The sequence below is a fragment of the Neobacillus canaveralius genome (assembly GCF_047237705.1).
Taxonomy (GTDB): Bacteria; Bacillota; Bacilli; order Bacillales; family Cytobacillaceae; genus Neobacillus; species Neobacillus niacini_K.
In genome coordinates, this window is the sequence record NZ_JBDFLL010000002.1 from 190,001 (window position 1) to 206,012 (window position 16,012).

Genomic DNA, 16,012 nt, shown 5'->3' on the forward strand with positions numbered 1-16,012 from the left:
AAGGCACGCTATCACCCATTAACGGGCTCTAACTACTTGTAGGCACACGGTTTCAGGATCTATTTCACTCCCCTTCCGGGGTGCTTTTCACCTTTCCCTCACGGTACTGGTTCACTATCGGTCACTAGGGAGTATTTAGCCTTGGGAGATGGTCCTCCCAGCTTCCGACCGGATTTCTCGTGTCCGGCCGTACTCAGGATCCACTCAGGAGGGAACGAAGTTTCAACTACAGGGTTTTTACCTTCTATGACGGACCTTTCCAGGTCGCTTCATCTACCCCGTTCCTTTGTAACTCCATGTTGAGTGTCCTACAACCCCAAGAGGCAAGCCTCTTGGTTTGGGCTATGTCCCGTTTCGCTCGCCGCTACTCAGGGAATCGCGTTTGCTTTCTCTTCCTCCGGGTACTTAGATGTTTCAGTTCCCCGGGTCTGCCTTCAATACCCTATGTATTCAGGTAAAGATACTGCTCCATTACGAGCAGTGGGTTCCCCCATTCGGAAATCTCCGGATCAAAGCTTACTTACAGCTCCCCGAAGCATATCGGTGTTAGTCCCGTCCTTCATCGGCTCCTAGTGCCAAGGCATCCACCGTGCGCCCTTTCTAACTTAACCTAAAAGGTTATTTTCTTCTTATTAATAAGAGAGAAAAACTAATGTGGCGATTCTCGGTTTTACTTTGACTTCTTCTTACGATTATCTAGTTTTCAAAGAACGAATTAAAATGAGAGATTGCACTCTCAAAACTAAACAAACAAGTAACGCATCAACAGTTTATCAGTCCACAAGGACTGCATTATCCTTAGAAAGGAGGTGATCCAGCCGCACCTTCCGATACGGCTACCTTGTTACGACTTCACCCCAATCATCTGTCCCACCTTAGGCGGCTGGCTCCTTACGGTTACCCCACCGACTTCGGGTGTTACAAACTCTCGTGGTGTGACGGGCGGTGTGTACAAGGCCCGGGAACGTATTCACCGCGGCATGCTGATCCGCGATTACTAGCGATTCCGGCTTCATGTAGGCGAGTTGCAGCCTACAATCCGAACTGAGAATGGTTTTATGGGATTGGCTTAACCTCGCGGTTTTGCAGCCCTTTGTACCATCCATTGTAGCACGTGTGTAGCCCAGGTCATAAGGGGCATGATGATTTGACGTCATCCCCACCTTCCTCCGGTTTGTCACCGGCAGTCACCTTAGAGTGCCCAACTGAATGCTGGCAACTAAGATCAAGGGTTGCGCTCGTTGCGGGACTTAACCCAACATCTCACGACACGAGCTGACGACAACCATGCACCACCTGTCACTCTGTCCCCCGAAGGGGAAAGTCCTATCTCTAGGAGTGTCAGAGGATGTCAAGACCTGGTAAGGTTCTTCGCGTTGCTTCGAATTAAACCACATGCTCCACCGCTTGTGCGGGCCCCCGTCAATTCCTTTGAGTTTCAGCCTTGCGGCCGTACTCCCCAGGCGGAGTGCTTAATGCGTTAGCTGCAGCACTAAAGGGCGGAAACCCTCTAACACTTAGCACTCATCGTTTACGGCGTGGACTACCAGGGTATCTAATCCTGTTTGCTCCCCACGCTTTCGCGCCTCAGCGTCAGTTACAGACCAGAAAGCCGCCTTCGCCACTGGTGTTCCTCCACATCTCTACGCATTTCACCGCTACACGTGGAATTCCGCTTTCCTCTTCTGTACTCAAGTCCCCCAGTTTCCAATGACCCTCCACGGTTGAGCCGTGGGCTTTCACATCAGACTTAAAGGACCGCCTGCGCGCGCTTTACGCCCAATAATTCCGGACAACGCTTGCCACCTACGTATTACCGCGGCTGCTGGCACGTAGTTAGCCGTGGCTTTCTGGTTAGGTACCGTCAAGGTACCGGCAGTTACTCCGATACTTGTTCTTCCCTAACAACAGAGCTTTACGACCCGAAGGCCTTCATCGCTCACGCGGCGTTGCTCCGTCAGACTTTCGTCCATTGCGGAAGATTCCCTACTGCTGCCTCCCGTAGGAGTCTGGGCCGTGTCTCAGTCCCAGTGTGGCCGATCACCCTCTCAGGTCGGCTACGCATCGTCGCCTTGGTGAGCCGTTACCTCACCAACTAGCTAATGCGCCGCGGGCCCATCTGTAAGTGTCAGCGTAAACCGACTTTCAGCTTTTCCACATGAGAGGAAAAGGATTATCCGGTATTAGCTCCGGTTTCCCGAAGTTATCCCAGTCTTACAGGCAGGTTGCCCACGTGTTACTCACCCGTCCGCCGCTAACCAAGAGGTGCAAGCACCTCAAGATTCGCTCGACTTGCATGTATTAGGCACGCCGCCAGCGTTCGTCCTGAGCCAGGATCAAACTCTCCAAGAAAGTTGATATAGCTCATTTTGTTACGTTGGCTTAGCTTTTATAAAAAGCTAAAAAATTGTTTGTTGACGTTCTTGTTTGTTTAGTTTTCAAAGAGCAAATTCATTGTGCCGCCCAAAAGCGACTTTATTAATTTATCACAGCTGTTTTTTTAAGTCAATAACTTTTTTTAAGTTATTTGATTTACGTCAGCAGCGACGTTTATTAATATACCAAGAGTTTATTTAAAAGTCAACAGAATATATTAAATTAGTTTCTTACTTTTTTAAAAGTGTTATTTATCCTTTCTTCCTGCTCTTATTATCCCTTCTCATGTACTTTAAACATTCATTTGGTGAGGCTACTCTTTTGAATAACGTAAATAAAATCTTATACCGCTCTTCCATAGCGCGCTTTACTATATGGTCAATACGATCATCTTTTAAATCAAATAATATTTCATCCATCTCACGCTTTATCAAGTATTCCATCTCTTTTACTTCTTTTTCATTAATGAGAAGCCCAAACATTAAATCACCCTTTATGAATTATGTAGTTATAGTAGTCTTTTCCAAATTAGTAAAATTTATAATTAATTTTCTTAATCATATTAATTTAAAAATTCGCATAGGTATGAGACAAGGATAGCAATGGACGAGGTGGTATATATGAATTTATTTTTTGTGTTAAATGGTAGATCTGTAAAACAAATTCTTTTAGTAGTAATTGCTGCTTTTTTTACTGCATTGTTTTTATTTATGGGAAATCTCTCTTTAACCCCTGTTTTTTCAACAAAGGATGGTCCTAAAGCTGTTTATCGAGGTGAGAAGGATATAGCTCTTACCTTTAATATTGGCTGGGGTGATGAAAAGGCAGAACCAATCTTGGACGTATTAAAGAGAGAAAATGTAAAAGCAGCAACCTTCTTTTTAGCTGGTTCATGGGCTGAGCGTCACCCCGATATTGTCAGCAGGATTGTCAAGGAAGGATATGAAATTGGAATTCTTGGATATGCCTATGAAGATTATCCAGAACTAGAAGATGTTAAAATCGGAAAAGATATCTCAAAAGCAAAAGAAGCCTTCAGAAAATTAAATATTAAAGATATCAAGCTTCTTCGTGCTCCTACTGGTCATTTTGATCAACGCTCCCTAAAAATAGCAGAAAGGTATGGGTACACCATGGTTCATTGGAGTGTAGATTCTAAGGATTGGACCAACCCTGGAGTAAAGCAGATTCAAGAAAATGTTAAGAAGGCTGATAAAGGTGACATCATTCTTCTCCATGCGTCAGATTCAGCTAAGCAGACTGCAAATGCTTTACCAGGCATTATTCAAGATTTGCAGGGTAAAGGCTTTAAACTGGTTACGGTCTCACAACTAATTGCTAATGGAGTCGTCGATTCAAAGGAAATAAAATAGGTACAAAAAACCGTCCATCTAACTTTAATGGACGGTTTTTTTGCTTAATTTTTTAGGAGACTTTGTTATCTTATTTTCAGAAGATTGCCTACTTTGTCTATGTTGCTGCGATTGCATATTTAGTTTATGAAGAATTAATATTTGATAAGCATTACAAGCTAGTAAGGAAAACAACATGAGATAAATCCAGCTTGACTCATTGACTCGTAACACAGGGAACCATTCTATAACCGTTACCACAATCATAAAAAAGAGTGCTGGAATAAATGCTTCACGATTTGTTTGTTTTGCTTTATACCATGCAATCACCAATGCAGGGATTAGCAACAATACTGCCAGCCCGACATATGGTAAGAGGCTGTCCCCTGATTTCGCAAAGGTCTCATAGCGTAAATACACGAGGTCAAATAACACAAATAGAGTTAAAACCGCTTGAACTCCATTCCAAAGTGATACGGATTTAAAGATACCTAATCCAAAACGGTGGACAGTAAGATAGGCAAAAAAGCCCATCTGACTAACAACACTATAAAGAAAACCCCATAAAATAAACCAAAAAAGGGCGGATAATATATTAATGATTCGAAATTCGGTAAAATAATGCACATAATCATTCCAATTGATAATAAATCCAACAATTGCTGATGTAATTCCGCCAATTAATAGCGTAGTCATAAACAGCCTAACCCAAATACGACTCGTCACACAATTATCCTCCAATAACAAAAAATAAATACCATTATGATTGTACCAATCCAATTATAAAAAATCCATCTTTTCAATATCTGTACGCATAATCTAAGGCGCTTTTCTTCATCCTAAAAATTAAGGACTATTATGTGAAAGGAGCTTTCTAAATGAAGGTTAAAAAGCTGATGCTCCCCTTGCTGATCACTATGCTTCTGTCTAGTTGTGCATCTCCTGAAGCTAGCGGTGGAGAACAAATAGATTATGAAGCAACAAAGAAAATGGTTGTTGATATACTTAAAACAGATGATGGCAAGAAAGCACTTCAAGAGGTTATGTCTGATGAAAAAATGAAAGAAACACTAGTAATGGACCAAAAAGTGGTGTCTGATACCATTCAACAAACCCTAACCTCCGAGGCTGCGACAGAAATTTGGAAAAAAACCTTTAGTGATGCCAAATTCGCCGAGGGCGTAGCAAAAAACATGAGAACCGAGAATGAACAACTATTGAAGGACTTAATGAAGGACCCTGAGTATAGAGCCATGATGATTGAAGTTTTTAAAGAACCTGAAATTCAAAAGGAAATGGCCGATGCGCTTAAAAGTAAGGAATATCGAGAACATCTTCAAACCGTCATTTCCGAAACACTTGAAAGCCCTCTTTATAAAGTAAAAATTCAGGAATTACTGTTAAAAGCAGCAGAAGAAACACAGAAAGCGGAAGAGAAAAAGTAGTGTTAGTGCTAAATGAAATAAATGCCTCCTCCGACTTATTGGAAGAGGCATTTATTTTTTACTTTTTCAAACGACTTGTCATTTTTTCAGCAATTTCTAAATAAATTTTTCCTAATTTATGGTCTTCTTGATAGATTGACGGTGCAAAATCATCGTCATTCCAATCAGGCTGATTGAGCGGCAGGCGACCAAGGACTTCAGTGTTCAGGTCCTCAGCTAGTTTATCACCGCCGCCTTTACCGAATACATATTCTTTTTCACCTGTTAGCTTACTTTCAAAGTACGCCATATTTTCAATAACACCTAGAATTTCATGATCGGTTCGTAATGCCATAGCACCTGCACGTGCTGCTACAAACGCTGCAGTGGGATGTGGTGTTGTTACGATTACTTCTTTACAAGCAGGAAGCATCGTATGAACATCTAATGCGACATCCCCTGTTCCAGGAGGTAAGTCTAATAATAGATACTCTATTTCTCCCCATTCGACTTCATTAAAGAAACTATTAAGCATTTTTCCTAACATCGGCCCGCGCCAAATGATTGGAGAATTATCCTCTACAAAGAAGCCCATTGAAATTACTTTCACGCCAAAGCGCTCAACAGGCAGTATTTTTTCGCCTCTAACGACCGGTCTTTTCGTAATTCCCATCATGTCCGGAACACTAAATCCATAAATATCGGCATCAATCAAACCGACTTTTTTACCTAGTCGTGCGAGTGCCACTGCAAGGTTTACAGATACAGTAGATTTTCCTACTCCGCCTTTACCACTTGCAATTGCGATAAATGTGGTTTTATTAGAAGAAAGTAATCCCTGGTCTTCAGATTCGCTTGCAGCAGAGCGGTGTTCCGCTAATACTGCCTCTGGCAGCTCACTAAAACGGATTCCCACCGTTTGGGCACCAGCTTCTTTTAGCAAATTAACCACTTGTGTTTGAAGCTGTAATTGTTCAGCTGTACCAGTTTTTGCAATCTGCAACTTTACACTGACATGGCTTTTCTCTTCTTTGATTTTTATTTCTTCAATAGCATTTAATTCAGCTAAAGTTTTATGTAAAAATGGTTCTTTTAAGCTGCCTAGTACTTCACGGACTTTTACTTCTGTTAACATGTAAACAAACACCTCACCCTATGAATTCGTTTCCAGTTTTCAGTATACCATATTCTTTTCTATAAACAGTTAAATGAATCACTTCCATAATAATTCCAAAAAAAAGAAGGTGATTAAACACCTTTATTCATCTTCTATTTTTAATTCCTTTTCATTGGTAAAATACCGAAGAACACCTTGATATATGGAAGCTGCTATCTTCTCCTGATAGGCATCCTTTTTTAATTGCTCTCTTTCATTTGGATTTGAGAGGAAGCCTACTTCTACTAGTACCCCAGGCTTTTTAGCATTCTTTAAAATGTAAACAGAATTAATTGGCTTTGCTTTTCTTGTCGTATTTTCTAAGTTAACGATCAGCTCATCCTGAATAAATTTTGCGACTTTGGCATTTTCCTTAAAATGAGGTGCATAAAAGGTTTGCGCTCCACTCCATCTTGATGAAGGAATCGCATTTAAATGAATGCTGACAAAAAGATCATTATCGGAGTTGTTTATCATTTTTAAACGCTTTTTTAAATCTTCCACTTTTCTTCTACTATATCCTTTTGTGCCTTCATCAGCCAAATCTTTATCTATTTCACGGGTCATGACCACTAAGGCTCCCTGTTCCTGCAAATAGTCTCTGACTTTTAATGAAATATCCAAGGCAATGTCTTTTTCTAACGCTTTGGAACTTCCAGCTCCCCCATCTGGACCGCCATGTCCTGGGTCAAGTAATATGATTTTTCCAGATAGAGGAAGATTCCAAGAATCACCCCATGTATTCTCTTTAACAAAATCATATTGTAATATCAGAAATAAAAGAAGTAAGCCAACAGAAAAACCAATGACCTTTAATTTTTTCTTTGACACCGAAATCATTCCTTCCCGCTCGTCCCTATTCACTTAACTATATGGGACAAGGGACATGTTTAGAACAGGAAGAAATATGAAGAACCAGGATTATCTAATCCTGGTTCTTCATCAAGTTATTCCATTAATGTAATCGCAGCTTGCGGCGTCTCTGAGCTTTTTCATACCCTTCTTTCCACCATGTATCGATATAACCCTCGCAGGAATAATAAAGCGTTTCGCTCATGGTTCCCTCTTCCCCATTACCCCAATAAAGGAGAAAATTGTAGAGTGTATCAATTAAATGCTTCTCTTCTCTATAACAACGTTTTCGTACATCATCTATATTTTCACCATAATACCCAAATTTGCTAAATTTAGCCCCTAATAAGTAGGCTTCTAATGCTACATCATAACAAGCCTCTTCAATTCCTGTATTCATGATAAAACTCGACGCAATTTTGGATGATCCAAAATATTGCTGCACCCGCTCCTTTAACGTTTTAACAGACAAGTCCTTTAGAACGGACCGCTCGTATTTTATTTGTTTATCGCGACGCTTTTCTTTAAAGGTAGTAATTACAGTCACTCGCTTTTCACCTCTTAGGACTATTCTTCATCCCTTGGGCATAAGTAATTCAAATTCAAAAGCGATTTCGATTGCCAATTTTTATCGCATCAGGTCTCCTTTATTCCAAATTATTGAAAACGTGCTTCCCCTGCTGCTGCTTTCGGTTAAAATTAAATCCCCGTCAAGGGCTTTCGCGAGCATTTTACTGAAAGGTAAACCCAATCCAAGGCCTCTTACCTTTAATTTCTTCTTTTCTCCACGGAAAAACCTTTCAAAAACATAAGGCTGTTCTGCTTCAGGAATCCCCAATCCCGTATCTTTTACGTCAATACCGCTCTCTGAGAGCCTTACGATTATTGAACCCTTGCCATCAAGCGACTGATATGAGTTGTTTAACAGATTAATCATAATTTGCTGTAACCGCAATGGATCGATGTTCCGATACAGGGTTACATCAGGTACATTCACTTGATAATTAATAGGTTGAGGCTGTATGACACCCCATTCACGAACGATGTTCTGAACAAGCTCATTCATATTGCAAGTTTCGATTCTGATTGAAAAAGCCCCAGCAGCTAATGAATTAAAATCTAATAAATCTTCAATCATGTTTTGGAGCCTTGTGACTTCCTTTAGCGTTATATCAAGAAACTCTTGCCGTTCCTCACCGGTAACCACCCCATCACGCACGGCCTGAACAAGCCCACTAATGGAGGTTACAGGTGTTTTGAGGTCATGCGTAACACCAGCTAGCAATTCAGCCCGAAGTTTTTCAAGTTGCATTAGGCGATTCGTCATCTCTGCAAAGGAACTGACGAGTTCATATATTTCCTGTTCACTTGATTCCGTATTCAGATTGAGATCATAATTTCCCTCTTTAATTTGAGCAGCTGCTTGAGCAACATCTTGAATCGGCTTAAGTATTCTCCTCGAGAGCAGGTAAATCACTAGCCACCCTAATACCCCTAAGCCGCCTAATAAAATAAATAAAAGCCGGTATTCTTGATTCACATCTGACAATTCATCTGCACTTTGCATTAATACAACCCAGCCAATTTGGTTGTCATTTTCCATAATAGGGGATCTGACAGCGTACATCACACCAATTTCTTCTACATCCACCTTTTGTATGGTTTCTTTATTCAGAAAAACTTCGCTAGGAATATCAATGCTATTTTGACTCTGCGGTCCCATTCGTCCAGGGCTCATATGGCGCGGTCTTGAAAAAATGGCTTCCCCACTTAAGTCTGTAATAAAAAGCTCTGGCTCCTTTTCTAATTGGAGAACTCTAGCTCTTTCTTCCAGCATACGATTAAAAAATGGGTCTACTTCCATTATTCCATTCTCCTGAGTCACTCGATTTGCGGTTTCAACCGCTAAATATTCCATTAAATTCAGACGATTTTCCAAGGTGGTTGTTTGAATCCACCATAAAGATCCAGCACCTAACAGGATTAATCCAATTATAAGAGTAACAAGGTATCTCGTTGTCCAGTACTTAAGTAATGTCGTTCTTTTTTTATTTTTCGTAAACACAGAATTGGTACCCCAATCCGCGATGAGTCCGGATTTCACCTTGCGAGACAGGCCACTCACTTAATGCTTGTCGAATCCGCTTTATCGCTAAATCCACTGCACGATCACTTCCTTCATAATCCATTCCCCAGACACTGTCGATAAGGTCATCTCTTGTAAATGTTCTATTTGGTCTCTCCGCCAAATAGATAAGCAAACTGAGATCTTTTGGGGTTAAGATTACCTCTTCACCATTAATGGTTACGATATGAGCATCAAGATTTATTTTTAAGCTGCCAAACTGCTTACTATTATCGGTATCAAAAACATTGGCTGAACGCCTTAGTACAGCATGGACACGAGCAATAACTTCTTCACCGACAAATGGCTTCGTTATATAATCGTCTGCTCCCTGATTTAACCCTTTTAATCGGTAATCAATATCCCCTAGAGCCGTTAGCATAATCACCGGACATGCACTTACTTTTCTAATATCCCCTAGGATACTCCAGCCATCTCTCCCAGGCAGCATCACATCAAGCAATACAAGATTTGGGGAATTCTCATGAAATAAACGAAATGCTTCATCTCCATCATAAGCTTGTACGACATAATAGCCTGCATGCTGTAAGTACACAGCTAATACTCTCGAGATTGTCTTTTCATCTTCCACAACCAAAATGGTTTTCATTATCTGAACAACCTCCAATTTCTTTAACTATACTAGAAAATCCTCGGGTGGAATACCTGAGGATTTGACTAGTATATTTTAAACTCCCGTGCTGCTAGCAGCCGTGCCGCTCACTCCCTGTTGTGCTTCTCCGCCTTTATGCATACCGTCGCCATGTCCACCACCTCTATGTCCAGAGCCACCCAATCCTTTGCCAAACATTCCGAATGACTCATTACCTAGTAGTTCTTCTAACTTCGCAGCGTCCTTTTCTTTAATTTCACTCATTATTTCTTGTATTGATTTATCTGTAGTAGAGATTCCAAGGTCTTTTGCTAACTTAAATATTTTTTGTTCTCTCACTTCATCGGCAATTTGTGGAATGGTTTTACCGTCGAAAGTGTTTAAAAACACGATTAGGCTCTTGATCTTGTACTATTACTTTAACGCCCAAATAAGTCAGGATAATGTCAAAAAGAACTATTTTTCTTAAAATACAAAAAGACCCCCAACCTAAAATGGTCGGGAGTTCTTTAATAATTAACGCTTTAGGAACTGTGGGAAACGAATAGAAACTTTAGGACTGTATTTTTTTCCGTGTTTCGGAAGAGTAAAACCTGTAAAACCATAAATTAATGTTAGCAATGGTGAAAATAAGCAAAATAATGCAAACGGAAAGTACTCAGCTACAGGCACCCCGAGGACTGAAGCCAGAAACACACCACAGACACTCCATGGGACGAGAGGATTGACGACCGTTCCGGCATCCTCGAGCACCCTTGAAAGATGCTTCGGTTCTAAGCCAGCTTTTTTGAAATGTTCTTTAAAAGCATTTCCAGGTAACAGGATTGATAAATATTGCTCCCCAATAATAAAATTAACAGCTACCGCAAGTCCGGCAGTTGTACTAATTAAAAGGGAAACACGGGTTAATACAACTTGTAAAAGCGAGATAAGTGTCGGAATAATGCCCAGTCTGAAGAGAAGTCCTCCCATGCTTAGTGCCAGCAAAATTACTGATATGCTGAACATCATACTCTCCATTCCGCCCCTTGTCAGCATGGAATCGACTTCTTGGACTCCACTTGCAGATTTGTAACCGGAATAGAGTAAATCAAATAATCCTTTGCTGTCTATTCCTCCATTCATCCAAACAGAAATTAAAAGAGCGGAAAGGATGCCCGCGGAAAGCGTCGCGATCGCAGGTACTTTTTTTGCAGCCAGTATAGTTAGGATAATAAAGGGCAGAAGTGAGTACCAGTGTACAAGGTTTAGAGTGATTAATTCCCCTTTAAGGATTCCCATTTGTTTAATGTTTTGTTCCGCTTCCGTTGGAGAAATCACTACATAAACAATTAGCGAAAAAATAAAGGCTGGGATTGTGGTCCATAACATATTTTTTATATGGTCAAATAAATCTACACCTGCGATGCTCGCAGCAAGGTTTGTCGTATCAGATAAAGGCGACATTTTATCCCCAAAGAACGCTCCGGAGACAACTGCCCCCGCAGTAATTACTGGGGAAATGCCAAGTGCGGTACTGGCCCCAACAAAGGCTACTCCTAATGTTGCAGCTGTTGTTAAGGAACTTCCGATACTTACTCCGATAATAGAAGTTACTACAAAAACAATAGCATAGTAAAATTTCCCCGAGACTAGATCGACAGCTAAATAAATAAACGTCGGAATTGTACCGCTGGCCATCCAGCTGCTGATTAGCATCCCAATAAAAAAGAAAATCATGACCGAGGCTATTCCAGATTTTGCTCCATCTGCCATAGCTGCTTCAAGTTCAAGAAAGTTTACTTTCTTTACAGCACCATATATAAGCAACAGGGCGATCCCTGCGATTATTGCAATTTGTGGAACTACTTTAATGCCGATAATTAGATAACCGACAATCCCCATTAAAAGTACAGCAATAAATGCCGCTTCGACTGGTCGAATGGTTAGAACCTTTTGTTGTTGCTCCATAAAAATCTCCCCCTAAGAAGTTAAAAATAAACGCAAAAAAGCCCCTTCGACTATAGGGACGAAGGAACTTCGCGGTACCACCCTAGTTGGCAGGAATTGCTTCCCGCCCTCTTTAAAAAATTTGCCCGTTCAAGGCAGCTGTATTTCAAATTTATCATTGCCCGAATTTACACCTTCCATCCGGTCTCTTATTGCTGCTAATGACAATTCTACTAAAACTGCAGGCACTTATTTACTTTTGCACTAAAACGCTTTTAAGTACTAAAGTGTTATATTTAAATAATAATATACATTGCTCTATTCTATCTGTCTACAAAATTTTTTCATGTTACAGATATCTTCTAAGTAAAAGCTGCATATTTACATAAAAAAGAACCCCAATCAAATTGATTGGGAGTCTTTAAAATTAGAGTACCTCTAGCCTCAAGAACCTTTCTTACTGAAAATGGAGAAAATCCACTCCCACTTATCTTTAGGTTTTTGAATCGCTTTCTCTAAACGTTTATTAAAGTCATTTTGAGAAAGCCACTCTTTTTTCATTTCTTCCCGAAGATTTTGTAATTCTTTTTGTAAGTATTCGCTCTTTTGTTTTTCCTGTTCCAGCAATGCTTCGTAATGGATCTTTTCTTGTTCAGATAATTTATCTATCCTAATTTGAGTTTTTTGTGCTGAATTTGAAATGTTAGAACTTAAATCATGATGATCCTGCTTTAGCCTCGAAACGGTAGTTTTAAGATCTGTCATATCGTTTATCACTTGGACATTCATTTCACGTGTGGCAGCAAGTTCATTGGCTAAATAGGATAATATTTCTTTTAAGTGATTGGGGTCTTGAGGTAAATTCTCATATGTATCGGCTACCGCAATCTCTGTTTCACTAAATCCTTCTAATCTTTCTTTTTGTTGCCGGGCAATTTCTTTAGCCGTATCGTCTAGGGGCTTGTCTGTATCGCGTAACGCTATAAGCGCTTCAATATCGGATTGAACAAAAATACGACGATCTCCTTCTTTAAAAAACACATAGCCATTCCGCTCTAGGATTTGGCCATACTTCCGAACAGTAGGTGTTGCAACCCCAGCTTCACCTGCCACTTCCTTGGAAGAGAAAGAGCGTTCATACGGTTGAATATCATTTCGCATTTCAAATCACCTTTTTTATGCTAAATAATGAAGGTATATAGAGAAATTTGCAAGAGCCATATCACCTAGCGATACATAAAAAAGAGAAGGTAATCCTATTATTTTAATTTAGAATCACATTATCATTGTATTAGGGTCTCTATCAAATCGATACAGTACAGTCATTATCAATCTCATTTTGAGGTTTGACCGTATAGCGCGGCGATATAATGGTTTTGTTATATTTTATGAACGCATATCGCCTAGCGATACATAAAAAAAGAGACAGTAATCCTACTTAACTTAATTTAGAATCACATTATCATTGTATTAGGGTCTCTATCAAATCGATACAGTACAGTCATTATCAATCTCATTTTGAGGTTTAACCATATCGCATGGCGATATAATGGTTTTGTTATATTTTATGAACGTATATCGCCTAACCATACGATTGTATATGAAGAATAGTACCCCAATATATCCCTGAAAATACAAACTTCGACTAAGCTAAGTCAAAAATCGTGTCGGTTTAAATAGGTATTGGATTATCTATTTCGGTAAACTTACTATCTGTGTATTGAGCAGAATAGCCTTATGCTTCCAGTTTCATAATTTTTCCAGACCTCGCTACAAATGTGACAGCGCCTAGCAATAATTTTTGCAAAATTGCTTGGCTTCATAATTTGATAAATTTGCTGGAGTGAGTATTCCCGGATCTCAGGGATTAGTAACCTTGAGGTATTACTACATCAACCCCCTGAAATTTTCCATGTTAACCTACCTGGGGTAAGTTACAAGCTGTGGAATTATAATAAAATGGCTATTTTGAACAGCTTGGTTAGCAATGCTATTGCAGGTTCCCTTCGTTTATGGAGAACACCTTTTCACAGTAATGTTGAATTCTATATTCTAACGCCCAAGACGGGGCAATCTAGACGGTTAATCAATTTGGTTAAGTAAACCCCCCCTCTCACTCTTAAAAAAATGGCATATACGGCAAAAGGAAGAGGATTAGATTTAATGAATATTAATAAAAATAAATTAGTATTTACCAGAGAGTGTGGCCCTCCACTGAGACTTGCTTATCCGAATGACAAGCTAAGGTCAATAATTTCGTGACCGAAAGCATTTATTTACAATAAAAAAGACCCCCAACCAATTGGTTGGAAGCCTTTGAAGTATTGAAGATTAACGTTTTGAGAACTGAGGTGCACGACGAGCGCCTTTAAGTCCGTATTTCTTACGTTCTTTCATACGTGGGTCACGAGTTAATAGACCTGCACGCTTTAAAGTTGGACGGTATTCAGGGTCAGCTTGAAGTAATGCGCGAGCAATACCGTGGCGGATTGCGCCAGCTTGACCAGTGTATCCACCGCCGCTTACGTTTACAAGAACATCGTAGCTGCCTGTTGTTTCAGTAGCAACTAATGGTTGGTTTACAACCATACGTAAAGCTGCAAATGGGATATATTCTTCGATGTCACGTCCGTTAATTGTAATTTTACCTGTACCTGGAACTAAGCGCACGCGTGCGACAGAGCTCTTACGACGACCAGTACCAATATATTGAACTTGTGCCAAGTTAATTCCCTCCCTCTTTATTAACCGCGAAGTTCGTAAACTTCAGGTTGTTGTGCTTGGTGCGGATGTTCTGCGCCAGCATATACGTGTAATTTTTTGAATGTTTGACGGCCAAGAGAATTCTTTGGAAGCATACCTTTAACAGCAAGCTCGATCATTTTCTCAGCATAGTTTGTACGCATTTCAAGAGCAGTTCTAGTTTTTAAACCACCTGGGTGCATTGTGTGACGGTAGTAGATCTTGTCAGTTAATTTCTTACCAGTTAATTCAACTTTAGAAGCGTTAAGAATGATAACATGATCACCAGTGTCAACATGTGGTGTAAAAGTTGGTTTATTTTTACCACGTAAGATTGCTGCTACTTCAGAAGCAAGACGTCCAAGAGTTTTGCCTTCAGCATCAATCACGTACCATTTACGCTCGATATTGTTGGCGTTAGCCATAAACGTTGTACGCATGAATTTCCCTCCTAATTTAAATCCATAAAGATTATTTTTCGCACCATCATAAGCTGTTATCGTTTATTCTGTTCCGGGAATAAATGATAACGCCATTGTGCGTCAATTTTTTTAAGTTCATATATTTTCAATCACGATGAAGACTTTCCGGGGCTTAATCGTGGGATTAAAAACACAACCATATAATATAATAAGTTCTTTAGAGCTAAAAGTCAAGAAAATGTTACACTAGGATGAGTTGTTTACTTATTTTATTTTAATAAAATACTTTCCAAAGATACAAACCTTGTCCTGGCGCGGTTTTCCCAGCGTAACAGCGATCCCGTTTTTCTAAAATCTCTACTATTTCCTCTGGCTTCCGCTTACCGGAACCAACCTCGATTAAGGTTCCTACTAAAATTCGAACCATATTGTATAAAAATCCGTTTCCTATGAAACGAAAGCTAATGTGTTCCCCGTCTTGTAATATTTCAATGGTCTCAATCGTTCTAACCTTATCCTCTACTTCCGTTCTTGCAGAACAAAAACTAGAAAAATCATGTGTACCTAGTAAATGGTTGCAAGCTGCTCTCATAGCTCCTAGATTCAAAGGATATGGGTAATGAAAAGCAAAATTCCGTTGAAATGGATCTCTTCTCGGTGATTGATTCAGAAAATAACGGTATTCCTTTCCGCTGGCATCGAAACGAGCATGAAAGGATTGGTCCACAGCTTCAACTGAGAGAACCGAAATATCCTCAGGCAGCATAGAATTTAAGGCTATCTCCCACTTTTCCTGAGGGAGGGACAACAGTGAATCAAAATGAATCACCTGACCTTTTGCATGGACCCCAGCATCTGTTCTTCCAGAGGCTGAGATTTTCACAGGGCTACCCTTATGCATTTTAGTTAAAACAGCTTCTATTACACTTTGAACAGTCCGTTTCTTTGGCTGAACCTGATATCCGGAGAATCCAGAACCATCGTAGGAAATAATGCATTTATAGCGATTCATTTTAAGCTC

General features: G+C 40.1%; 15 protein-coding genes and 2 rRNA genes (1 of these 17 only partly in view). 2 read left to right on the plus strand and 15 right to left on the minus strand.

What is annotated here, in order from left to right; genetic code table 11:
• The 3 genes from ABC255_RS29210 to ABC255_RS29220 all read right to left on the minus strand — a co-directional run.
• Positions 1-611 (minus strand): 23S ribosomal RNA (locus ABC255_RS29210) (it extends 2,327 nt beyond the left edge of the window).
• Positions 612-802: 191 nt separating this feature from the next.
• A 16S ribosomal RNA gene (locus ABC255_RS29215) occupies positions 803-2,352 on the minus strand.
• Together the 16S and 23S rRNA genes form the textbook arrangement of a ribosomal RNA operon.
• A 275-nt stretch (positions 2,353-2,627) precedes the next feature.
• Positions 2,628-2,858, minus strand: coding sequence for a hypothetical protein (locus ABC255_RS29220; protein WP_335533070.1), 231 nt, complete (start codon positions 2,856-2,858; stop codon positions 2,628-2,630).
• A gap of 138 nt (positions 2,859-2,996) precedes the next feature.
• On the opposite strand from ABC255_RS29220, the gene pdaB reads away from it, so the two are divergent.
• Positions 2,997-3,749 (plus strand): polysaccharide deacetylase family sporulation protein PdaB, encoded by a 753-nt coding sequence (pdaB, locus tag ABC255_RS29225; RefSeq protein WP_412998792.1) that lies wholly within the window; start codon positions 2,997-2,999, stop codon positions 3,747-3,749.
• Positions 3,750-3,773: 24 nt separating this feature from the next.
• Here the strand turns inward: pdaB and ABC255_RS29230 are convergent, their stop codons facing one another.
• Positions 3,774-4,454, minus strand: coding sequence for a KinB-signaling pathway activation protein (locus ABC255_RS29230; RefSeq protein ID WP_412998793.1), 681 nt, complete (start codon positions 4,452-4,454; stop codon positions 3,774-3,776).
• A gap of 152 nt (positions 4,455-4,606) precedes the next feature.
• Here ABC255_RS29230 and gerD point away from each other — a divergent pair, with 152 nt between their 5' ends.
• The gene (gerD, locus tag ABC255_RS29235; protein WP_412998794.1) at positions 4,607-5,173 is read left to right on the plus strand and encodes a spore germination lipoprotein GerD; all 567 of its coding nucleotides are present in this window, start codon (positions 4,607-4,609) and stop codon (positions 5,171-5,173) included.
• Positions 5,174-5,231: 58 nt separating this feature from the next.
• On the opposite strand, the gene ABC255_RS29240 is transcribed toward gerD, so the two are convergent.
• The 11 genes from ABC255_RS29240 to truA form a co-directional block, all read right to left on the minus strand.
• Complete coding sequence (locus tag ABC255_RS29240; RefSeq protein ID WP_412998795.1) at positions 5,232-6,287, minus strand: Mrp/NBP35 family ATP-binding protein; 1,056 nt, start codon at positions 6,285-6,287, stop codon at positions 5,232-5,234.
• 123 nt (positions 6,288-6,410) lie between these two features.
• The gene (gene cwlD / locus ABC255_RS29245) at positions 6,411-7,139 is read right to left on the minus strand and encodes an N-acetylmuramoyl-L-alanine amidase CwlD (RefSeq protein ID WP_412998796.1); all 729 of its coding nucleotides are present in this window, start codon (positions 7,137-7,139) and stop codon (positions 6,411-6,413) included.
• Positions 7,140-7,263: 124 nt separating this feature from the next.
• Entirely contained in the window at positions 7,264-7,707 is a 444-nt protein-coding gene (locus ABC255_RS29250) for a YbaK family protein (RefSeq protein ID WP_335533057.1), read from the minus strand.
• Between the two features lie 81 nt (positions 7,708-7,788).
• Positions 7,789-9,225, minus strand: a complete 1,437-nt coding sequence (locus tag ABC255_RS29255) for a sensor histidine kinase (protein WP_412998797.1) — start codon at positions 9,223-9,225, stop codon at positions 7,789-7,791.
• On the minus strand, positions 9,209-9,895 hold the full coding sequence (locus tag ABC255_RS29260) for a response regulator transcription factor (RefSeq protein ID WP_412998798.1): 687 nt from the start codon (positions 9,893-9,895) through the stop codon (positions 9,209-9,211). The genes ABC255_RS29255 and ABC255_RS29260 overlap by 17 nt, the downstream gene beginning before the upstream one ends.
• 78 nt (positions 9,896-9,973) lie before the next feature.
• Positions 9,974-10,288, minus strand: a complete 315-nt coding sequence (locus ABC255_RS29265) for a hypothetical protein (RefSeq protein WP_412998799.1) — start codon at positions 10,286-10,288, stop codon at positions 9,974-9,976.
• A 126-nt stretch (positions 10,289-10,414) separates the two neighbouring features.
• Positions 10,415-11,848: a Na+/H+ antiporter NhaC gene (nhaC, locus tag ABC255_RS29270; RefSeq protein WP_412998800.1), complete on the minus strand. Its 1,434-nt coding sequence runs from the start codon at positions 11,846-11,848 to the stop codon at positions 10,415-10,417.
• Between the two features lie 423 nt (positions 11,849-12,271).
• Positions 12,272-12,988 (minus strand): hypothetical protein, encoded by a 717-nt coding sequence (locus tag ABC255_RS29275; RefSeq protein WP_412998801.1) that lies wholly within the window; start codon positions 12,986-12,988, stop codon positions 12,272-12,274.
• Between the two features lie 1,170 nt (positions 12,989-14,158).
• On the minus strand, positions 14,159-14,551 hold the full coding sequence (gene rpsI / locus ABC255_RS29280) for a 30S ribosomal protein S9 (protein WP_412998802.1): 393 nt from the start codon (positions 14,549-14,551) through the stop codon (positions 14,159-14,161).
• Positions 14,552-14,571: 20 nt separating this feature from the next.
• Positions 14,572-15,009, minus strand: coding sequence for a 50S ribosomal protein L13 (gene rplM / locus ABC255_RS29285; RefSeq protein ID WP_090767691.1), 438 nt, complete (start codon positions 15,007-15,009; stop codon positions 14,572-14,574).
• A gap of 256 nt (positions 15,010-15,265) precedes the next feature.
• On the minus strand, positions 15,266-16,003 hold the full coding sequence (truA, locus tag ABC255_RS29290) for a tRNA pseudouridine(38-40) synthase TruA (protein WP_412998803.1): 738 nt from the start codon (positions 16,001-16,003) through the stop codon (positions 15,266-15,268).
• Positions 16,004-16,012 lie beyond the last annotated feature (9 nt).